The sequence below is a fragment of the Nocardioides sp. genome, assembly GCF_035703625.1.
Lineage (GTDB): Bacteria > Actinomycetota > Actinomycetes > Propionibacteriales > Nocardioidaceae > Nocardioides.
Genome location: NZ_DASSXS010000301.1, coordinates 1 through 20260 on the forward strand (window position 1 = coordinate 1; position 20260 = coordinate 20260).

The window sequence follows — 20260 nt, forward strand, 5'->3', positions numbered from 1 at the left end:
CACCGGTTGCGCAAGGAGCTCGGGGCGCTCGACCTCACGGTGTTCGGTGTGGGCGTCACGATCGGCGCCGGCATCTTCGTGCTCACGGGCACGGTGGCGGCGACCAACTCCGGCCCCGCGATCGCGCTGTCGTTCGCCATCGCCGGTCTCGCGTGTGCGCTGGCCGCGCTCTGCTACGCCGAGTTCGCGTCCACGGTGCCGGTCGCCGGCAGCGCCTACACGTTCAGCTACGCCACCTTCGGCGAGCTGATCGCGTGGATCATCGGCTGGGACCTCGTGCTCGAGTTCACCATCGGGTCGGCGGCGCTCGCCACCAGCTTCTCGGGCTACTTCCAGGAGGTCGTGGGCGGTACGCCGCTCGAGGTGCCGACCGCCCTCGGCTCTGCCGCCGACGGAGTGATCGACCTGCCCGCGGTGCTGATCTCGCTCGTCGTCATGGGAGTCCTGATCGCCGGCATCAAGATGTCGAGCCGGTTCAACCAGATCGTCGTGGCGATCAAGCTGTCCGTCGTCGCCGCCGTGATCCTGTTCGGCGTCTCGCACATCTCCGCCGACAACTACTCGCCGTTCGTGCCGCCCTCCCAGCCGGCGCCCGAGACCGCGGGCAGCTTCTCCGACGTACCGCTCATCAGCTCTCTCCTGGGCTACGACCCGGCGGTGTTCGGCATCGCCGGCGTCTTCGCCGGCGCGGCCATCGTCTTCTTCGCCTTCATCGGGTTCGACATCGTGGCCACCACGGCCGAGGAGGCCAAGGACCCCCAGCGAGACATGCCGCGCGGCATCCTCGGGTCCCTGGTCATCGTGACGGTGCTCTACATGGCCGTCAGCCTGGTGGTCACCGGCATGCAGAACTACACGGAGATCGACCCCGAGGACGCCGCGCCCCTGGCGACGGCCTTCAACTCCGTCGGCATGGAGTGGATGGGCCGCCTGATCGCCATCGGCGCGTGCATCGGCCTGATCGTGGTGGTGATGATCCTGATGCTCGGCCAGACCCGGGTCGGGTTCGCCATGGCACGCGACGGGCTGCTGCCACAGGGGCTGGCCAGGGTGCACCCGAAGTTCGGGACGCCGTACATCTTCACGGTGATCACCGGTCTCGCCGTTGCGGTGATCGGCGGACTCGTCGACCTGACGATCCTGGTCAACCTCGTGAGCATCGGGACGCTGTTCGCCTTCATGCTCGTGAGCATCGGCGTGGTGGTCCTGCGTCGCACCCGGCCCGACCTCCCCAGGTCCTTCCGGGCTCCGGCAGTCACCCTGGTGGCCACGCTCTCGGTGCTGCTGTGCCTGTGGCTGATGCTCAACCTGACCGGTGAGACGTGGCTGCGGTTCCTGATCTGGATGGGGTTCGGCCTGGTCGTCTACTTCGCCTACGGCAGGCGCCACAGCCGGCTGGGCCGCCGGCTCGAGGAGGGACGCCCGGCGTGACCCAGGAGCCTCGCACCGTGCACATCGTCGACGACGTGCCCGAGCTCGAGACCGGTTCGCAGCTGACGATGGTGCTGGTCCTCGACGGCTTCCTCGACGCGGGCAGCGCGGCTGCCACCGCGGTGCGGCACCTGGTGGACCTGGCCGACGGTCGCGTCGTCGCGACCTTCGACGTCGACCAGTTCCACGACTACCGGGCGCGGCGGCCGCCGATGTCGTTCGTCCGCGACCACTACGCGGCGTACGACGCACCACGGCTGGTCGTCCGGTTGCTGCGCGACAGCGGGGACACGCCGTACCTCCTCCTCCACGGGCCCGAGCCGGACCACCGCTGGGAGGTCTTCGCCCGGGCCGTGATCGAGGTCGTGGAGCGGTTCGGCGTCACGCGGGTCGTGAGCATGGGCTCGGTGCCGATGGCGGTGCCGCACACGCGCCCGGTCGCGATCACCCACCACGCCAACAACCGGGAGCTGCTCACCGGGGAGAGCCCCTGGCGCGGCGAGCTCCGGATCCCGTCGAGTGCGCAGGCCCTGCTGGAGATCCGCCTGGGGGAGCATGGCCACGATGCGATGGGCTTCGTCGCACACGTCCCCCACTACCTCGCCCAGCTCGACTACCCCAAGGCGTCCCTCGCCCTGCTGGAGCAGGTCGAGCTGGCCGGCCGGCTGACGGTCGACCTCACCGACCTGCGGACCGTCGCCGAGGAGCGCGAGGCCGAGGTGGCGCGCTACCTGGCGGCCAACGAGGAGGTGGCCGACGTCGTGGCCGCCCTGGAGCAGCAGTACGACGCCTTCGAGCGAGCCGAGGAGTCGGGCACCAGCCTGCTGGCGACCAACCAGCCGTTGCCCACGGGGGAGGAGATCGGCGAGCAGTTCGAGCAGTTCCTCGCCGGGCTCGACGGGCCGACCGACGGGCCGACCGACGGGCCGACCGACGGGCCGACCGACGACTCAGACCCGGAGGACTGACGTGCCGGCATCGGCCGCAGAGCTCGTCGAGCTGCTCAGCCTCGAGGTCATCGACACCAATCTCTTCCGGGGTCGCCAGCCCGACACCGACCGGCAGCGGGTCTTCGGCGGGCAGGTGGCGGCGCAGGCGCTGCTGGCCGGCGTGCGGACGGTCGACCCGGTGTTCCGCGTGCACTCCCTGCACTCCTACTTCCTGCTGCCGGGCGACACGGCGGTGCCGATCGTCTACGACGTGGAGCAGCTCCGTGACGGCCGATCGTTCGCCACCAGGCGGGTCGTGGCGCGGCAGCACGGGCGGCCGATCTTCTACCTGACGGCGAGCTTCCAGCGTGACGAGGAGGGGTTCGAGCACCAGGACGTGATGCCCGACGTCGCCCCTCCCGAGGAGGGCCTCGACTTCGCGGAGCTCGCGCGCTCGCGTGGCGGCGCCGAGAGCGACGCCTTCGTGCGCGAGTGGGCCGCGCTCGACGTGCGCTACCTCGGCAACTCGCGCCGTGGACTCCCGGACGACCCCGACCACCCGGCGAAGGCCCGGCTGTGGATCCGGGTGAACGGACAGCTGTCCGACGATCCCCTCGAGCATCTCGCGACCTTCACCTACGCGAGCGACATGACCCTGCTCGGCGCGACCCTCGTGCCGCACGGGGTCAACATCTCGACGCCCGGCCTGCAGCCCGCCTCGCTGGACCACGCCGTGTGGTTCCACCACCCGTTCCGGGCCGACGAGTGGTGGCTCTACGACCAGCACTCACCGTCGGCGTCCGGCGCCCGCGGGCTCGCCCTGGCCAGAGTGTTCACCCAGGACGGCAGGCTGGTGGCCACCGTCGCGCAGGAGGGCCTGATCAGGCTGCGGGCGACCTGAACCGGCCGCTTATAGCACTACATGGATGTAGTTTCGAGACAGGCGCGCCGGGCACCGGTTACGGTTGAGCACTTTTGAGGCGGCTGACCACTCCTGTTGTCGATGTGACAGGGGTGTCGCCCTGACGTGGAGGTGCTGCCGTGAGGGCGACCGGGAGACTGGGGGCGCTGTTCGCCGCCGCGACGGGAGTCTCGACGGCCCTCGTGCTGGTGGCCGTCCCCGCGCAGGCCGCCCCGCAGAACGACTACCAGATGCCGTTCCCCTGCGGGCAGGAGTGGACCGGCACCACGCGGCCCTCCCACAGCCCGAGCAGCCGAGCGGTCGACTGGAACCGCCCCGACGACGTCGGCGACCCGGTCGTCGCGGCGGCGCCGGGCACCGTGTCGGTCGCCACCCGCAGCTCGAGCGGCTACGGCAACTGGGTGCGGGTCATGCACGCCGGCGGCGAGTCCACCATCTACGCCCACCTGGAGTCGCTCGCGGTCAACGTGGGCCAGACCGTCGACCAGGGCACGCTGCTCGGCGCGCTCGGTACCTCAGGCAACTCCTCCGGCCCGCACCTGCACTTCGAGGAGCGCGACAGCCAGGGGGTGCTCTGGCCGTGGTTCGGGGGCAAGTCGTTCGTGTTCGGGAGCACGTTGGCCTCCGGCAACTGCGTGGACGTCCCCCTGGCCGGCAACTGGCTGGTGGGAAAGGCCGCTGAGGTCGGCGTGTACCGCCGTGCCGAGGTCTCGGTCTTCCGGATCCGCCGTCCGACCCGGCCTCCGAAGGTGATCAGGTTCGGCACGGCGACCGACCAGCCGGTGCCGGGCGACTGGGACGGCGACGGCCGGCTCAACGTGGGAGTGCGCACGGCGTCGACCAAGACCTTCCACCTGCAGACCGCGGCGGGGATCACCGACATCGTGTTCGGACTGGTCCAGGACGCCCCGGTCGCGGGTGACTGGAACGGCGACGGCACCGCCGAGGTCGGCGTCTGGCGGGCGAGCACCGGGAAGTTCCGGCTCCGGGCCGCCGACGGCTCCGTCTCGGTGGCCACCCTCGGCAACGCGGACGACCTGCCGGTGACCGGCGACTGGAACGGCGACAAGGTCACCGACGTGGGCGTCTTCGACCAGGACACGGCCACGTTCACCCTGCGGATCGTGGACGGCGACGGGCTCGCGTGGACCGCCCAGTTCAGGTTCGGCGACGCCGACGACCTGCCGGTCACGGCCGACTGGGACGGCAACGGCCGTACCGACGTGGGCGTGTGGGACCCGGTCACCGCGACGTTCTCCGAGCGTCGTGCCCCGTCGCCCATGGCGGCCCAGGCGAGCTCCGTGACGCAGGTGCGCTTCGGCCGCCCGCGCTGACCGGGCCTCCGGCGCACGTCCGGTCGGGAGCGACCTCAGCTGAGGAATCCGCGCAGGAGCGCCGTGGTTCCGTCGAGGTGCTCGGCCATGGCCCGCCTGGCCGCATCGGCGTCACCGTCGAGCACGGCGTCGACGATGCGGGTGTGCTGGGCGTTGGAGTGCCGCATGTTGCGCTCCAGCAGCGGAATCGCGTCGAGCATCTCGTTCAGCCGCATGCGTACGTCGGCGACGGCGGCGGTCAGCGAGGCCGACCCGGTGACCTCGGCGATGGCCAGGTGCAGCCTGGAGTCCATCCGCCGGTAGTCGTCCACGCTCGATCCCGCGCACTCCTCGAGCCGGCCGCGCAGGTGCAACCGCTCGGTCTGGCTCAGGGGGGCGGACGCGGCAGCCCCGGCCGCTCCCACCTCGAGCACGTCGCGGAGCAGCAGGGCGTCGTCGAGCTCCGGCCCCATCTGCTCGGCGGTCCGCCGAGCCGCGCCCCGGCTCCGGCCCGACGGCTGCTCGGCGCGGACGAACGTGCCGCCGTAGCGGCCGCGGCGGGACTCGACGTAGCCGGCCTCCGCCAGTGCCCGGATCGCCTCCCGCAGCGTCTCCCGGGCGACCTTGAACCTTGCGGCCAGATCCCGCTCGGAGGGAAGCCGCTCGCCGGGTGCCACGACGCCGAGCTTGATCGCCTGGAGCAGCCGCTCGACGGTCTCCTCGAAGGCGTTCCCCTCGCGCACCGGGCGGAAGACGGCCTCGTCGGCGCGACTCGGCGCTCCGTCGTCGGGCAAGCCCTGGCTGGTCACGTGTCGACCCGGCTAGAGCGGAGTCACGTAGGCGGCAGAGATTCCCCCGTCGACGAGGAACGTCGACCCCGTCATGAACGAGGAGTCGTCGCTGGCGAGGAAGGCCACGGCGGCGGCCATCTCCTCGGGCTCGCCGAAGCGGCCGAGGGGCACGTGCACCAGGCGGCGCTGCGCGCTCACGGCGTCCTTCGCGAAGAGCTCCTGGAGCAGCGGTGTGTTCACCGGCCCCGGGCACAGCGCGTTGACCCGGACGCCCTGCCGGGCGAACTGGACCCCGAGCTCGCGTGACATCGCCAGCACTCCGCCCTTGGAGGCGCTGTAGGAGATCTGGGAGGTGGCCGCGCCCATCACCGCGACGAACGACGCGGTGTTGATGATCGACCCCTTGCCCTGCTCGATCATGTAGGGCAGGGCCGCCTGGCAGCAGAGGTAGACCGACGTCAGGTTGACCTCCTGCACACGACGCCAGGTATCGATCCCGGTCTCGAGGATCGACTCGTCCTCGGGCGGCGAGATGCCCGCGTTGTTGAACGCGACGTCCACGCTCCCGTAGGTGCTGTTCGCCTGCTCGAAGAGGTGGTCCACCGCGGCGGAGTCGGTCACGTCCGCCTCGACGAACAGTCCGTCCACCTCCTCCGCGACGCGGGGACCGGCCGTGGTGTCCAGGTCGGCCACCACGACGCGGGCACCCTCCGACGCGAGGCGTCGTACGGTGGCCAGCCCGATCCCGCTGGCTCCGCCGGTGACCACGGCCACCCGGCCCACGAGTCGGCGGCACACGTCGTCGTCGGTGGCGGTCATCTCACTCCTCGGTCGCGATGAAGACGTTCTTGGTCTCGGTGAAGGACGCCACCGCGTCGGGTCCGAGCTCGCGGCCGAGCCCGGACTGCTTGTAGCCACCGAACGGCGTCGAGTAGCGGACCGAGGCGTGGGAGTTGACCGAGAGGTTCCCTGCCTCGACCGCTCTGGACACCCGGATCGCCCGGCCCACGTCGCGGGTCCAGATCGAGCCGGACAGGCCGTACTCGCTGTGGTTGGCGATGCGGATCGCGTCGGCCTCGTCCTCGAAGGGCACGACGGAGACCACCGGGCCGAAGATCTCCTCGACCAGGCTCGGGTGGTCGGGGGACGTCGGCGCCAGGACGGTCGGCGCGAACCAGAACCCGGCGCCCTCGGGCGCCGTGCCGCGGAAGGCGACGGGTGCGTCACCGGTGACGTACGACGCGACCTTCTCGCGGTGCTGGGAGGAGATGAGTGGTCCCATGTCGGTGGCCTCGTCACCGGGGTCGCCGACGGCCACGGAGCTGACCGCGGGCTCGAGCAGTCCCATGAAACGGTCGTACGCCGACTTCTGGACCAGGATCCTCGACCGCGCGCAGCAGTCCTGGCCGGCGTTGTCGAACACACCGTCCGGGGCGCTGGCGGCTGCCAGCTCGAGATCGGCGTCGGCGAACACGACGTTGGCACTCTTGCCGCCGAGCTCGAGCGTCACCCGCTTCACCTGGTCGGCGCAGCCGGCCATGATCTGCTTGCCGACCTCGGTGGAGCCGGTGAACACCACCTTCCGCACCGCGGGGTGCGTCACGAACCGCTGGCCCACCACCGACCCCTTGCCGGGCAGCACCGTGAAGACGCCCTCGGGGATCCCCGCCTCGAGCGCCAGCTCGCCGATCCGGATCGCCGTCAGGGGGGTCATCTCGGCCGGCTTGAGCACGACCGTGTTCCCTCCGGCGAGCGCCGGGCCGAGAGCCCAGCCGAGGATCGGCATCGGGAAGTTCCAGGGCACGATCACCCCGACGACGCCGAGTGGCTCCTGGAAGGTCACGTTGATCCCGCCGGAGACCGGGATCTGCTGGCCGATCAGCCGCTCCGGCGCCGCCGAGTAGTAGTGCAGGACGTCGCGGACGTTGCCCGCCTCCCAGCGGGCGTTGCCGATCGTGTGCCCGGCGTTGGCCACCTCCAGCCGGGCCAGCTCCTCCAGGTTGGTGTCGACGGCCTCGGCGAAGCGCCGCAGCAGCCGGCCACGGTCGGCGGGAGCCATCGCCCGCCAGGCCGGCAGCGCGGAGGACGCCCGGTCGATCGCGAGGTCGGTCTCCTCCACCCCGGCGAGCCGGACCGACTCGACCACGCCCTCCGTGGCCGGGTTGATCACGTCGTACGTCGTCATCGGGTCGCCTCCGCTCGTTCGCCCGCCACCCGGGTCAGCGCCGTGAACAGGCGCAGGTCGTCCGGGTCCTCCTCGGGGTGCCACTGGACCCCCAGCACCCACCGTGCGCCGGGGAGCTCGACTGCCTCGACGAGTCCGTCGGCCGCCCAGGCGGTCGGGACGAGCCGCGTGCCCTGCTCCGACAGCCCCTGGCGGTGATAGCAGGGGACGGTCAGCTCGTCCCCGAGGATCCCGGCCACCAGGCTGTCCGGTGCGGTCGTCACCCGGGTCCGCCCGAAGACGCCCACCGCGGGTCGGTGCCCGGGGTGCCCGAGCTCGTCGGGCAGGTGCTGCCGCAGGGTGCCTCCCAGCGCCACCGTGAGCAGCTGTGCGCCCCGGCAGATCCCGAGGACGGGCAGGTCCCGGTCCAGCGCCGCGGTGAGGAGCCGCCGCTCGTGCTCGTCACGGTCCGGGCGGGTGAGGACGGTCTCCTCGTGGGGCTCGGCGCCGTACGCGGCAGGGGTGACGTCCGCACCGCCGATCAGCATCAGCCCGTCGAGGGCGTCGAGGACGCTCTCGTCGGTGCCGACCGGGGGGAGCAGCAACGGTGTTCCACCGGCCCGTGCCACCGCGTCGAGGTAGACCCGCCCCACGATCGCCGCGGGCCTGCTCCAGGTCCCCCACGACGCGTCCTCGAGATAGGTGGAGAGACCGATGCGCGGGCGTCGGGGCTCAGAGCCGCTCGAACCCACGCGAACGCTCCCAGTCGGTCACGGCAGCGTCGAACGCGTCGAGCTCGACCCGCGCGGCGTTGACGTAGTGCTCGACGACCTCGTCGCCGAAGACCTTGCGGGTCAGCTCGGACTGGGCGAACTTGTCGGCCGCCGCGCGCAGGGTGTGCGGGACGTGCGCCACGTCGGAGTTGTAGGCATTGCCCTCGAACGCCGGCTCCAGGGGGAGCTCGTTCTCGACGCCGTGGAGTCCCGCCGCGATGAGCGCGGACACCGCGAGGTAGGGGTTGACGTCGGCACCGGGCACCCGGTTCTCCAGGCGCAGCGACTCTCCGTGCCCGACCACGCGCAGGGAGCAGGTGCGGTTGTCCAGCCCCCAGGCGATCCCGGTCGGGGCGAAGCTGCCCCTGACGAACCGCTTGTAGGAGTTGATGTTGGGGGCGAAGAAGTAGGTGAGCTCCTCCATGCAGGCGATCTGTCCGGCCAGGAAGTGCTCCATCAACGGCGAGAAGCCGTGCTCCCCGTCGCCGGCGAAGACGGGTTCGCCGGACTTGGACCGGAGGCTGAAGTGGATGTGGCAGGAGTTGCCCTCCCGCTCGTCGTACTTCGCCATGAAGCTGACGCTCTTGCCGTGCTTGGCCGCGATCTCCTTGGCCCCGGTCTTGTACAGGGAGTGGTTGTCGCAGGTGGTCAGCGCCTTGTCGTACTTGAACCCGATCTCGTGCTGACCCAGGTTGCACTCGCCCTTGGCGGTCTCGACGTAGAGGCCCGCGCCCGCCATGCCGTTGCGGATGTCGCGCAGCAGCGCCTCGACCCGTCCGGTGCCGAGCATCGAGTAGTCGATGTTGTACTGGCTGCTGGCCTCGAGGTCGCGGTAGCCGCGTCGGTTGGCCTCCTCGTAGGAGGTGTTGAAGATCAGCAGCTCGAGCTCGGTCGCGGCGTAGGCCTCGTAGCCCAGGTCGTCGAGCCGCTGCAGCTGGCGGCGCAGGATCTGTCGCGGTGACGCCAGCACCGGTTCCTCGTCGAGCCACTCGACGTCGCAGAGCACCAGCGCGGTGGCGGGGTGCCACGGGATCAGGCGCAGGGTGGTGAAGTCGGGGTGCATGAGCAGGTCGCCGTACCCGCGCTCCCAGGAGGACATCGAGTAGCCGTCGACCGTGTTCATGTCGACGTCGACGGCCAGCAGGTAGTTGCAGCCCTCGGTGCCGTGCTGGGCCACCTCGTCCATGAAGTAGCGGGCGGCGCAGCGCTTGCCCTGCAGCCGTCCCTGCATGTCGGTGATCGCGACGAGCACGGTGTCGATGTCACCGGAGTCGACGAGCTTTCCGAGCTGGTCGAGCGTCAGCATCCCCGGGTTGTGCGATGACTTGCCCATCGGAACCTCTCTTGCACCCATTGGCCTGAAGACAGTCCATTTGCCGTTCATCGAACACCCGGCCTCGCCGGGTGTCAATGATCCTGGAGCGCTCCCCGGGGGCTGCGGAGCATCTCTTGACAGCGCCGCCCAGCGGCGTAAATTCATCGACTACCGAGTAATGGTCCACGAACAAACCAATCATGCCGAGGCCTCTCGGGATGCCGGAGGAGACCGGAGGGATCATGAGCAGCAGCGAGCGCCACCACGTGCACGGGGTGGACTACGAGGGGGTCGGCAAGGACTACCTCCAGAAGCGACAGCTGCAGCAGGGTGCCGCCGGCTGGGTCCTGCTCGCCGGGCTCGGCGTCGCCTACGTGATCTCCGGTGACTTCGCCGGCTGGAACTTCGGCCTGGCCGAGGGTGGCTGGGGCGGGCTCCTCATCGCCACCGTCCTGATGGCGACGATGTACACCTGCATGGTGTTCGGGCTCGCCGAGATGGCCTCCGCGATCCCGGTCGCCGGCGCCGGCTACGGCTTCGCCCGCCGGGCGCTCGGGCCCCTCGGCGGGTTCGCGACCGGGATCGCGATCCTGATCGAGTACGCCATCGCGCCCGCGGCTATCGCCGTCTTCATCGGGGGGTACGTCGAGGCGCTGGGCCTCTTCGGCCTGACCGCGGGCTGGCCGATCTACCTCGCGTGCTACCTGATCTTCGTGGGCATCCACATGTGGGGTGTCGGCGAGGCGCTGAAGGTGATGTTCCTGATCACCGGCGTCGCCATGGTCGCCCTGATCGTCTTCGTCGTGGTGATGATCCCGCAGTTCGACCCGTCGAACCTCTTCGACATCGAGCCCACCGGCGCCGCGGGCGCGAGCGAGTTCCTGCCCTACGGCTTTGCCGGGGTGCTGGCCGCCCTCGTCTACGGCATCTGGTTCTTCCTGGCCGTCGAGGGCGTCCCGCTGGCGGCCGAGGAGGCGCGTGACCCGAGCCGCGACATGCCGCGCGGCATCATCACGGCGATGGCGGTGCTCCTGGTGACGGCGGCGCTGATCCTGCTCACCGCCCCCGGTGGCGCCGGCAGCTCGGTCATCCAGGCCTCCGACAACCCGCTACCGCTCGCCGTGCGTACCGCCCTCGGCGAGGGCAGCGTGGTCGCCGACTTCATCAACTACGTCGGACTGGCCGGCCTGATCGCGAGCTTCTTCTCCATCGTGTTCGCCTACTCGCGGCAGCTGTTCGCGCTCTCACGCGCCGGGTACCTGCCGCGCTGGCTGTCGGTGACCAACGCCCGGAAGACCCCGCACCTGGCGCTCATCGTGCCGGGCACGATCGGCTTCATCCTCGCCACCTGGACCCAGAACGGCGCGCTGCTGATCAACATCGCGGTGTTCGGCGCCACCGTCTCCTACGTGCTCATGATGGTCTCGCACATCGTGCTCCGGGTGCGCCAGCCCGAGCTCGAGCGGCCCTACCGCACACCGGGCGGGATCGTGACGACCGGCGTGGCCCTGGTCCTGGCCGTGGCCGCCGTGATCGCCACCTTCTTCGTCGACGAGGTCGCGGCCGGCTGGACAGCGGCGATCTTCGTCGCCGCGCTCGCGTACTACTGGTTCTACAGCCGTCACCGGTTGGTCGGAACCGCGCCCGAGGAGGAGTTCGAGGCGATCACCAAGGCCGAGGAGGAGCTCGCCTAGAGGCTCGTGGCGCGACCCAGCAGGTGGGGGGAGCCGTCCTTCGGGCTGGTCAGGGAGAAGCTGTGACCGGAGCCGGTCGCGGCCGTGCCGAACGCGACCGTCCCGGGCAGCAGGATCGGCTTCTTGAAGGCGACCTCGACCCGCACGGCGTCCGGCAGCCGGTTCTCGATCGCCGCGATGCACCGTGCCTTGCTCCACATCCCGTGCGCGATCTGGCGGGGGAAGCCGAGCGCCTTCGCGGTGAGCGGGTAGAGGTGGATCGGGTTGTGGTCACCCGACACCGCTGCGTACCGACGTCCGAGGTCGGCCGGCAGGCGCCACTCGGCGCCACCCGTGGGCATGTCGGTGAACGTCAGGCCGGGCTCGGCGCCCTCGGACCCACGGCCCCGGCGCAGGTACGTCGACGTGGACTCCCAGGCCAGCTCGCCGTCCACCCGGGCCTCGGTCACGAAGTCGACCACCTTGCCCTTGGCGTGGTCCCGGGGCGCCGTGGCGCGGGTCGTCACGCTCACGGTCTCGCCCACCCGGACCGGACGGTGTCCGGTGATCGAGTTCTCCACGTGCACCGACCCGATGGCGGGGTAGGGGAACGCGGGGTCGGTCATGATCGCCATGTGCAGCGGGAACGCGAGCATGTGGGGGTACGGCAGCGGGACGGTGTCCTTGCGGGGGAAGCCGCAGACCTTCGCGTAGGCGTCGACCTCCGAGCGGGTGACCTCGACCGCGGGCCGGGTGAACACCAGCGTGCTCGGGTCGGCGCCGGAGTCCTTGCGGATGCCCGGGAGCAGGTTGACGACGGGCAGGGAGGGGAGCGCGGCCTTCAGCACGGTGGTCAGGCCGGACCCGCCCTCGACGACACGGGGCTCGCTCGTGGGACTCACCGGGATCAGGCTCCGAGCATCATCTGGCCGCACACGCGGACCACGTTGCCGTTGACGGCGGTGGAGCCCGGGTTGGCGTACCAGGCGATGGTCTCGGCGACGTCGACCGGGAGGCCGCCCTGGCTCATCGCGTTGAGCCGGCGCCCGACCTCGCGGGTGGCGAGCGGGACGGCGGCGGTCATCTTGGTCTCGATGAAGCCGGGCGCGACCGCGTTGACGGTGATGCCCTTCTTCAGCTCGTCCTTGAGCGAGTCGACCAGGCCGATCACGCCGGCCTTGGAGGCGGCGTAGTTGGTCTGGCCGACGTTGCCGGCGATGCCCGCGATCGAGGCGACGCCGATGATCCGGCCGTTGTCGTTGATCGCCTTCTGGTCGAGCAGCTCGCGGGTGATCCGCTCCGGGGCGACGAGGTTGACGTTGAGGACGGAGCTCCAGCGGTCCTCGTCCATGTTGGCGAGCTTCTTGTCCCGCGTGATGCCGGCGTTGTGGACGACGACGTCGACCCCGCCGTGCCGCTCCTTGACGTGGTGGGCGATCCGCTGGGGGGCGTCCTTGGCCGTGATGTCGAGGGTGAGGTGGTCGCCGTTCAGCTCCTTCATCACCGCCTGCAGCTCGCTGGCGGCCTGCGGGACGTCCACTCCGATGACCGTGGCGCCGTCGCGGTGGAGGACCCGGGCGATCTGCTCCCCGATGCCGCGGCTGGCGCCGGTGACCAGGGCGACCTTCCCCCCGAGTGGGCGGAGGTGGTCCTTCACCTCGGCGGCCTTGGTCTCGCCGGTGGCGCCGATCCGGATCACCTGGCCGGAGACGTAGGCGGACTTGGGGGAGAGCAGGAAGCCCAGGGTGGAGGCGGTGGCGCCCTCGGCGCCCTCGGCGACGTAGACGAGCTGGACCGTGCCGCCGCGACCGAGCTCCTTGCCCAGGCTCCGGGTGAACCCCTCCAGGGCGCGCTGGGCCACCCGCTCGCTGCCCTCGACGGACTCGGGCGGGGTGCCCAGGACGACCAGGCGCGGACAGGCCTCGAGGCTCCGGAGCAGCGGGGTGAAGAAGTCACGCAGCGCCGACAGCTCGGAGGGGCTGCTCAGCCCGGTGGCGTCGAAGACCAGGCCCTTGTACTTGTCCGCCGCGTCGGCAGTCTGGGTCGAGGCGATGCCGAGCAGGTCGAGGATCCCGGGGAGCGACTCGGCCAGTCGGCCGTTCCCGCCGACCGCGACGGTGCCGTCGACGAGCGGCTCGCCGTCGGCGTACCGCTCCAGCGGGACCGGGTTCGGCAGCCCGAGGTTCTTGACGAGGAGCTTGCCGATCGGGGTCTGCACGAAGCCCTGGTAGCGGTCACTCATGAGTGGGGGATCCTCCAGACGTAGGGGTGTCGCGATCATGTAACTAGATGTGTAACTTCGAGTCCACATTTCGTGATGTGGCGCTCATTGCATTCCCTCGCGCGGGTCCACCGGCAAGGATAGGAGCATGAACTCCCAGACTCGACGGGTCGCCATCATCGGCGGCAACCGGATCCCCTTCGCCCGCTCCAACACGTCGTACTCCGACGCCTCCAACCAGGAGATGCTCACCGCTGCCATCGACGGGCTGGCCACGCGTTTCGGGCTCGAGGGGGAACGAGTCGGCGAGGTGGTCGCCGGAGCCGTGCTCAAGCACGCCCGCGACTTCAACCTGACCCGCGAGTCGGTGCTCGGCTCGAAGCTCTCGCCCGAGACCCCCGCCACCGACATCCAGCAGGCCTGCGGCACCGGTCTCCAGGCCGCCGTCCAGGTCGCCAACAAGATCGCCCTGGGCCAGATCGACGTCGGGATCGCCGGCGGTACCGACACCACCTCCGACGCCCCGGTCGCGATCAGCGAGAAGCTGCGCAAGAAGCTGATGAAGGTGAACGCCGCCCGTGACACCAAGGGCCGCCTCACCGCGCTGGCCGCGATCCGGCCGACCGACATCGGCCTCGACATCCCCCAGAACGGCGAGCCGCGCACCGGCCTGTCGATGGGGGAGCACGCCGCTCTCACGGCGCTGGAGTGGCAGGTCGGGCGCGAGGAGCAGGACGAGCTCGCCGCCACCTCCCACCAGCGGCTGGCAGCGGCCTACGACGCCGGCTTCCTCGACGACCAGATCACGCCGTTCCGCGGCCTCGAGCGCGACTCCAACCTGCGCGCGGACTCCACCGCCGAGAAGCTGGCGAAGCTCAAGCCGGTGTTCGGCAAGGGTGAGGCGGCGACGATGACCGCCGGCAACTCCACGCCGCTCACCGACGGTGCGTCCGTGGTGCTGCTCGCGTCGGAGGACTGGGCCAAGGAGCACGGCCACCCGGTGCTGGCCTACCTCACCGCCTCGGAGACGGCCGCCGTCGACTACGTGCACGGCGGGGAGGGCCTGCTGATGGCGCCGGCGTACGCCATGGCGCGGATGCTGTCGCGCGAGGGTTACTCGCTGCAGGACTTCGACTTCTACGAGATCCACGAGGCCTTCGCCTCGCAGGTGCTCGCGACGCTCAAGGCCTGGGAGGACCCGATCTTCTGCAAGGAGCGTCTCGGCCTCGACGCCCCGCTCGGGGCGGTCGACCGGGCCCGGCTGAACGTCAACGGCTCCTCGCTCGCCGCTGGCCACCCCTTCGCCGCCACCGGTGGCCGGATCCTGATGAACCTGGCCAAGCTCCTGGAGCAGCAGGGCTCCGGACGCGGCGTGATCTCGATCTGCGCCGCCGGCGGCCAGGGCGTCACCGCCATCCTCGAGCGCTGACCCCACCCGTTGAGTTGGGGATTCCCGACCGTTGAGTCGGGGATTCGTGTCACCCCGGCGACGGGACTCCCCGACTCAACGGTCGCGAAGCCCCCACTCGCAGGTCACCAATCCCCAACTCAACGGGTGGCGAGGGCGAGGGCCGAGGCGACCAGGTAGTCCTTGACCTGGTCGGGGGAGACCGTCGCGACCTTGGGTACGCCGGGGGCGGCCTCCTTGACCAGGATGCCGACCCGGGCCAGCTGCAGGGCGCCGAGACCGCTGGCATAGAGGGCGTTGGCCAGCAGCTCGGGGTCGTCGACGGTGAAGTCGCCGGACTCGACTCCCGCCTCGAGTGTCGCGGACAGCACGGCGAGGCAGGAGGAGATCGCCCGGCCGAGCCGGTAGATCGCGGACTCGGAGATCTCGTCGAACAGCTCCGGCCCGCTGCGGCGCATCAACGCCTGGGCGCAGTCGACGAAGGCCGGGTAGGCCAGGCCGTAGTCCACGAACGCCCCGGTCAGCGCGGCCAGCCGATCGCGGGGACTCTCGGGGGTCGACGCGTCGGCGAGGGACGCCGCCAGCTCGTCCAGATAGCCGACGAGGGTGAGTGCGAACATCTCCTCCTTGCCGCTGAAGTGCCGGTAGACGATCGCCCGGTTGATGCCGACCGCGTCGGCGATGTGGTCGATCCTGGCCTCGGCGACTCCCCGCTCGTCGAAGAGGCGTCGGGTGGCGGCCAGGATCTCCTTCTCGCGGGTACGACGCCGCGCAGCCGCCGCGGTCCGGCGTCCGTCGGTCTCCGGGGCCCTGGCCATGCCGGTCATCGTAGGCTCGTGCAACCCGGAGTTGAACACGTGTGACACCACGGATTCCCGCGGGTCAGCGGGCGGCGAACTGCTCCCGCACCTGGTCGACGGTGTCGGCCTCGGCCGCCGTCTTGTCGTCGCGGTAGCGGACGACCCGCGCAAAGCGCAGCGCCATGCCGCCCGGATAGCGCGAGGAGCGCTGGATCCCGTCGAAGGCGATCTCGACCACCTGCTCGGGCCGCACCTCGACGACGTAGTGGTCGCGGATCGTGTCGGGCGAGACGGCCAGCCCGGTGAACCGCTCGGTCTGCCACGCGAGCATCTCGTCGGTCATCCCCTTGAAGGTCTTGCCCAGCATCACGAAGCCGCCGGAGTCCGGGTCGCGGGCGCCGAGGTGGATGTTGGACAGCCAGCCCTCGCGCCGGCCGCTGCCCCACTCGATCGCGAGCACGACCAGGTCGAGGGTGTGCACCGGCTTCACCTTCACCCAGGCCGACCCGCGACGCCCGGCGTCGTACGCCGCGGAGAGGTTCTTGACCACCACGCCCTCGTGCCCGGAGGCGAGCGCGGAGTCGAGGAAACCGGCGGCCGCCTCGGCGTCGGCGGTGACCAGACGCGGCACGCGATGCCGCTCCGGCACCAGCTCCTCGAGCGCCTCGGCGCGCTCGCGGCCGGGGGAGTCGAGCAGGTCGGCTCCGTCGAGATGCAGCACGTCGAAGAAGTACGGCGTGACCTCCACCCCGCTCTCCATGGCCGTCCGGGAGGCGGTCTCCTGGAACGGGCGGGGACGACCGTCCTCGTCGAGCGCGATCGCCTCGCCGTCGAGCACGAACGACGCCGCCGGCACCTCGCGGGCGACCGCGACGACCTCGGGCAGTCGCGCGGTGATGTCGTCGAGGGACCGCGTCACGACCCGGATCGTGTCCCCGGACCGGTGGACCTGGATCCGGATCCCGTCGAGCTTCACGTCGACCGCGACCTCCCCGCCCCCGGCCTTCGCCATCGCGGCCGGCAGGTCGGGCGCGCTCGACGCCAGCATCGGCAGCACCGGCCGGCCCACCTCGAGCCCGAACCCGGCGAGCGCCTCCTCGCCGCCGGTCAGGGCGGCGAGTGCCACCACCGGGGTCGAGCCGGCCAGCATCGCGCTGCGGCGTACGACGCCCAGCGGCACCCCCGACGCCGCCGCCACCGCCTCCTGCAGCAGCGCGTCCAGCGCACCCTGCCGGACCGCGCCGGTGACGATGCCCCGCAGCCAGGCCTGCTCATCGGCGGTGGCGCGGCCGAACAGCTCGGCGACGGCCGACCTCCGGGCCGCCTGCGACCCGGAGCCGGCGATCGCCGAGATCCGGTCGAAGAGCTCGTGGACCTCGAGGACCTCCAGGCCGGGCGAGGCCGCCGGCGGGGGCAGGTCGGCGACACCCCGCCACCCCAGACCGGTACGACGCTGCCGGAGCGACCCGGCGAGGTAGGACGCCACCGTCTCGATCTCGTCCGGGGCAGCAGCGGCCAGCGCATCGGCGAGGGCGGCGACCTTCGCCTTGCGCGACCGGGTCGCGGCGACGGCCCGGGAGGAGGCGACGATGTCGGCGAGCAGCACGCGTCCATTCTGCCGACGAGCACCCCCACTTGCGCGCGGTGTCGGCGGGTCTAGACGCAGTTTCATCAAGGGATGCCGCTCAACCATCACCTCCCTCGATCAATTCGCCGAGGGAAGTGACGGTTCGCCTGCATACCTTGATGAAGCTGCACACCCGGGGCCACGGCCCCGAGGCCCTCACTCACCGATGCGGGTCCGCACGGCGAACAGCTCGGGGAAGAAGGTCAGGTCGAGGGCGCGGCGCAGGAAGTCGACCCCGGTCGACCCACCGGTGCCGGTCTTGTGGCCGATGGTCCGCTGGACGACCTGCAGGTGGCGGAACCGCCAGTCCTGGAAGTTGTCCTCGATGTCGAGGAGCTCCTCGCAGGTCTCGTAGACCCCCCAGTGGTCGTGGGGCGCGGCGTAGACCCCGGCGAAGGTGTCGACCAGGTCCGGGTTGAACCGGTGCGGCCGGGACCAGTCGCGGTCGAGCAGCTCCTCGGGCACGGCGTAGCCCTGGCGGGACAGGAAGGCGAGGAACTCGTCGTACAGGCTCGGCTCGTGCAGGAGAGTCTCGAGCTCCAGCTGGGACTTCGGGTCGTGCTCGAACACCTCGACCATGTCGGCGTCCTTGTTGCCGAGCAGGAACTCGACCTCGCGGTACTGGGCCGACTGGAAGCCCGAGCTGGTCGCCAGGAACGGCCGGATCTCGGCGTACTCGCTCGGCGTCATGGTCGCCAGCACGGTCCACTGGTCGGTGAGGACGTGCTGGATGTGCTTGATCCGGGCCATCCGCTTCAGCGCCGGAGGCAGGTCGTCCGCGGCGAGCAGGGTCCGGGCCGACCGCAGCTCGTGGACCATCAGCTTGAGCCAGAGCTCGGAGGTCTGGTGCTGGATGATGAAGAGCATCTCGTCGTGCATCGGAGGGTCGCTCTGCGGCCGCTGCGACGAGAGGAGCCGGTCGAGGCACAGGTAGTCCCCGTACGACATCCGCGACGAGAAGTCGCGCTCGATGCCCGGCTCGAGCTCCCGTTTCGTGCGGCTGTCCTCGCCGCCCACTTCCCTGGCCACGGATCCAACCTAGCGAGCGTCGACCTACTGTGGTCGGGTGACCGAGCGCGTGCGGACCTGGCGTCCCGAGTGGCCGTGTCCGGTCGGCCAGATCCTCGGCCAGTCCCGGCGCGGCGGCGGCGACCCGACGTACCGCATCGACGGCGCTCGGCACTGGCGCGGGCTCCGCACCCCGGACGGGCCGGCCTCCCTGCTGGTGGAGGCGCGCCCCGCCGACGCCGTCGTGGAGGCCCGGGCCTGGGGGCCGGGCGCGGCCTGGGCGCTGGAGCAGCTTCCGCCGCTGCTGGGCGCGGACGACGACCCGAGCGGTTTCGAGCCCCGGCTCCCGCTCCTGGAGGAGGCGCTGCGCCACCACCCGCACTGGCGCGTGGGCCGGACCGGCCTGGTGCTGGAGGCGCTCGTGCCGGCGATCATCGAGCAGAAGGTCACCGGCCAGGAGGCGTTCGCCGGCTTCCGCCGCCTGGTCCACCGGTACGGCGAGCGCGCCCCCGGACCGGGCGCGGACGCCGGGCTCTGGATCCAGCCGGGCCCGGAGACGCTGCGTGCGATCCCCTCGTGGGAGTGGCTGCGGATGCACGTCGGCCCGGCCCGTTCGCGGACGGTGGTGCGGGTCGCGGGCGTGGCCGGCTCGCTCGAACGGCTCACCGCCGTACCGGTCGACGAGGCCGACCGACGGATGCGCAGCCTGCCGGGCGTGGGCCGGTGGACCAGCGCCGAGGTGCGGTCGCGGGCGCTGGGTGACGCCGACGCCGTCTCCTTCGGCGACTACCACGTGGCGGCCGACGTGGGCTGGGCCGTGCGGGGCACTCCCATGGACGACGACGAGCTCGAGGAGTTCCTCGAGCCCTGGCGCCCGCACCGGGGCCGGGTCGTCGGCCTGATCGCGCTGAGCGGCCTACGCCGTCCGCGGCGCGGACCGCGGATGGCGCCGCGGTCCCACCTTCCGGCCAGATGAGGGGTTACCTTGACCGGCGTGCGCCCCGACCTCGACCAGCTGCGGACCGCCGACTCCGGAGAGGCCGCCGAGTTCTTCGCGTCCGTCGACCCCGAGCTCCTCGTGCAGGCAGTCGCGGCGGCCCCTGACGCGGACCTGCTGGAGCTGATCGCCCGCGACGAGATCCGCTCCGCGGCCGTCGCGGGGATCCTCGGTCGCCTGCACGAGTTCTCCGTGCCCGAACGCGTGGCCCGGCTGCGCGGCGTGATCCGGTTCGACCTCCAGCAGCGAGGCACGCTGCTCGAGCGCCACGCGCTCGCCTTCGACGACGGGACGATGGAGCTGCGACGTGACGCGGAGGAGCGGGCGCCCGCCGACGTCGTGCTCAGCACCAGCGTGCTCGTGTTCATCCGGCTGGTCAGTGGTGAGCGGAACGCCGGCCTGGAGTACCTCGCCGGTGGTCTCGACATCGAGGGCGACGCCGACCTGGCGCTCGGCGTGGGGGGCATCTTCCGGGTGCCCGGCACCGACTCCGTCGCGGTGGACCCCACCGCCCTCGACCCGGTCGACGTGGCCACCGCCCTCAAGGGGGTCAAGGGCGACCACCTGGCCAGGGTGATGCGCTCGGGCTTCCGAGGGGTCGTCCTGGATGAGATCTTCCGCCGTCTGCCCGACTACCTCGACCCGAAGAAGGCCGCCAAGGCCCGGCTGAGGGTCGGCTTCCGGCTGACCGGCGCGCCGTCGGGCGAGGTCGAGCGGTACGTCGTCGAGGTCGACCGGGGCGTCGCCACCGTGACGGCCGGCGACGAGGGCGGTGAGCGGGACGCGACGGTCACCTGCGAGGGCCACGACTTCCTCCGGCTGGCAACCGGTCACCTCAGCCCGATCGCCGGCGTGCTGCGCGGGCAGCTGAAGGTGAAGGGGGACCGG

At 71.2% G+C, this 20260-nt stretch carries 18 protein-coding genes; 8 read left to right on the forward strand and 10 right to left on the reverse strand.

Features of this window, described 5'->3' with window-relative positions; genetic code table 11:
- From VFN12_RS15830 to VFN12_RS15845, 4 genes are all read left to right on the forward strand, one after another.
- Nucleotides 1–1431 (forward strand): amino acid permease (locus VFN12_RS15830; protein WP_325119712.1); only part of this gene is annotated, 1431 nt, incomplete at its 5' end.
- The gene (locus VFN12_RS15835) at nucleotides 1428–2399 is read left to right on the forward strand and encodes a PAC2 family protein (RefSeq protein ID WP_325119713.1); all 972 of its coding nucleotides are present in this window, start codon (nucleotides 1428–1430) and stop codon (nucleotides 2397–2399) included. The genes VFN12_RS15830 and VFN12_RS15835, both read left to right, overlap by 4 nt.
- Before the next feature lies 1 nt (nucleotide 2400).
- The gene (locus tag VFN12_RS15840; RefSeq protein ID WP_325119714.1) at nucleotides 2401–3261 is read left to right on the forward strand and encodes an acyl-CoA thioesterase II; all 861 of its coding nucleotides are present in this window, start codon (nucleotides 2401–2403) and stop codon (nucleotides 3259–3261) included.
- A 140-nt stretch (nucleotides 3262–3401) separates the two neighbouring features.
- Nucleotides 3402–4616, forward strand: a complete 1215-nt coding sequence (locus tag VFN12_RS15845) for a M23 family metallopeptidase (protein WP_325119715.1) — start codon at nucleotides 3402–3404, stop codon at nucleotides 4614–4616.
- A gap of 35 nt (nucleotides 4617–4651) precedes the next feature.
- Here VFN12_RS15845 and VFN12_RS15850 read toward each other — a convergent pair whose 3' ends face one another.
- From VFN12_RS15850 to VFN12_RS15870, 5 genes are read right to left on the reverse strand one after another with little or no spacing between them, the layout of a single operon-like run.
- Complete coding sequence (locus tag VFN12_RS15850; protein ID WP_325119717.1) at nucleotides 4652–5404, reverse strand: FadR/GntR family transcriptional regulator; 753 nt, start codon at nucleotides 5402–5404, stop codon at nucleotides 4652–4654.
- Between the two features lie 12 nt (nucleotides 5405–5416).
- Entirely contained in the window at nucleotides 5417–6205 is a 789-nt protein-coding gene (locus tag VFN12_RS15855; protein WP_414690056.1) for a 3-oxoacyl-ACP reductase, read from the reverse strand.
- Between the two features lies 1 nt (nucleotide 6206).
- Nucleotides 6207–7571: an aldehyde dehydrogenase family protein gene (locus VFN12_RS15860; RefSeq protein ID WP_325119718.1), complete on the reverse strand. Its 1365-nt coding sequence runs from the start codon at nucleotides 7569–7571 to the stop codon at nucleotides 6207–6209.
- Nucleotides 7568–8302, reverse strand: a complete 735-nt coding sequence (locus VFN12_RS15865) for a gamma-glutamyl-gamma-aminobutyrate hydrolase family protein (RefSeq protein ID WP_325119719.1) — start codon at nucleotides 8300–8302, stop codon at nucleotides 7568–7570. The genes VFN12_RS15860 and VFN12_RS15865 overlap by 4 nt, the downstream gene beginning before the upstream one ends.
- Nucleotides 8283–9656, reverse strand: coding sequence for a glutamine synthetase family protein (locus tag VFN12_RS15870; RefSeq protein WP_325119720.1), 1374 nt, complete (start codon nucleotides 9654–9656; stop codon nucleotides 8283–8285). The genes VFN12_RS15865 and VFN12_RS15870 overlap by 20 nt, the downstream gene beginning before the upstream one ends.
- Nucleotides 9657–9880: 224 nt before the next feature.
- Here VFN12_RS15870 and eat point away from each other — a divergent pair, with 224 nt between their 5' ends.
- A complete protein-coding gene (eat, locus tag VFN12_RS15875) occupies nucleotides 9881–11332 on the forward strand; it encodes an ethanolamine permease (protein ID WP_325119721.1) in 1452 nt (483 codons plus the stop codon).
- On the opposite strand, the gene VFN12_RS15880 is transcribed toward eat, so the two are convergent.
- Both VFN12_RS15880 and VFN12_RS15885 read right to left on the reverse strand, forming a co-directional pair.
- Nucleotides 11329–12213: a MaoC/PaaZ C-terminal domain-containing protein gene (locus VFN12_RS15880; RefSeq protein WP_325119722.1), complete on the reverse strand. Its 885-nt coding sequence runs from the start codon at nucleotides 12211–12213 to the stop codon at nucleotides 11329–11331. The genes eat and VFN12_RS15880 overlap by 4 nt on opposite strands.
- Nucleotides 12214–12218: 5 nt before the next feature.
- Complete coding sequence (locus VFN12_RS15885; protein ID WP_325119723.1) at nucleotides 12219–13553, reverse strand: 3-oxoacyl-ACP reductase; 1335 nt, start codon at nucleotides 13551–13553, stop codon at nucleotides 12219–12221.
- Between the two features lie 127 nt (nucleotides 13554–13680).
- Here VFN12_RS15885 and VFN12_RS15890 point away from each other — a divergent pair, with 127 nt between their 5' ends.
- Nucleotides 13681–14961, forward strand: a complete 1281-nt coding sequence (locus tag VFN12_RS15890) for an acetyl-CoA C-acetyltransferase (protein ID WP_325119725.1) — start codon at nucleotides 13681–13683, stop codon at nucleotides 14959–14961.
- Between the two features lie 119 nt (nucleotides 14962–15080).
- On the opposite strand, the gene VFN12_RS15895 is transcribed toward VFN12_RS15890, so the two are convergent.
- The 3 genes from VFN12_RS15895 to VFN12_RS15905 form a co-directional block, all read right to left on the reverse strand.
- Complete coding sequence (locus tag VFN12_RS15895) at nucleotides 15081–15758, reverse strand: TetR/AcrR family transcriptional regulator (RefSeq protein ID WP_325119726.1); 678 nt, start codon at nucleotides 15756–15758, stop codon at nucleotides 15081–15083.
- 64 nt (nucleotides 15759–15822) lie between these two features.
- A complete protein-coding gene (locus VFN12_RS15900; protein WP_325119728.1) occupies nucleotides 15823–17346 on the reverse strand; it encodes an ATP-dependent DNA ligase in 1524 nt (507 codons plus the stop codon).
- Between the two features lie 177 nt (nucleotides 17347–17523).
- Nucleotides 17524–18396, reverse strand: coding sequence for a tryptophan 2,3-dioxygenase (locus tag VFN12_RS15905; RefSeq protein ID WP_325119730.1), 873 nt, complete (start codon nucleotides 18394–18396; stop codon nucleotides 17524–17526).
- Nucleotides 18397–18433: 37 nt separating this feature from the next.
- On the opposite strand from VFN12_RS15905, the gene VFN12_RS15910 reads away from it, so the two are divergent.
- Entirely contained in the window at nucleotides 18434–19351 is a 918-nt protein-coding gene (locus tag VFN12_RS15910; protein WP_325119732.1) for a DNA-3-methyladenine glycosylase 2 family protein, read from the forward strand.
- An 18-nt stretch (nucleotides 19352–19369) separates the two neighbouring features.
- Nucleotides 19370–20260 (forward strand): SCP2 sterol-binding domain-containing protein (locus tag VFN12_RS15915; RefSeq protein WP_325119733.1); only part of this gene is annotated, 891 nt, incomplete at its 3' end.

Excerpts from the sequence above, each read along its gene's own strand:
- VFN12_RS15890 (WP_325119725.1), top strand. The coding sequence starts at position 13,681 with ATGAACTCCCAGACTCGACGGGTCGCCATCATCGGCGGCAACCGGATC.
- VFN12_RS15860 (WP_325119718.1), bottom strand. The coding sequence starts at position 7,571 with ATGACGACGTACGACGTGATCAACCCGGCCACGGAGGGCGTGGTCGAG.
- eat (WP_325119721.1), top strand. The coding sequence starts at position 9,881 with ATGAGCAGCAGCGAGCGCCACCACGTGCACGGGGTGGACTACGAGGGG.
- VFN12_RS15885 (WP_325119723.1), bottom strand. The coding sequence starts at position 13,553 with ATGAGTGACCGCTACCAGGGCTTCGTGCAGACCCCGATCGGCAAGCTC.
- VFN12_RS15855 (WP_414690056.1), bottom strand. The coding sequence starts at position 6,205 with ATGACCGCCACCGACGACGACGTGTGCCGCCGACTCGTGGGCCGGGTG.
- VFN12_RS15895 (WP_325119726.1), bottom strand. The coding sequence starts at position 15,758 with ATGGCCAGGGCCCCGGAGACCGACGGACGCCGGACCGCGGCGGCTGCG.
- VFN12_RS15870 (WP_325119720.1), bottom strand. The coding sequence starts at position 9,656 with ATGGGCAAGTCATCGCACAACCCGGGGATGCTGACGCTCGACCAGCTC.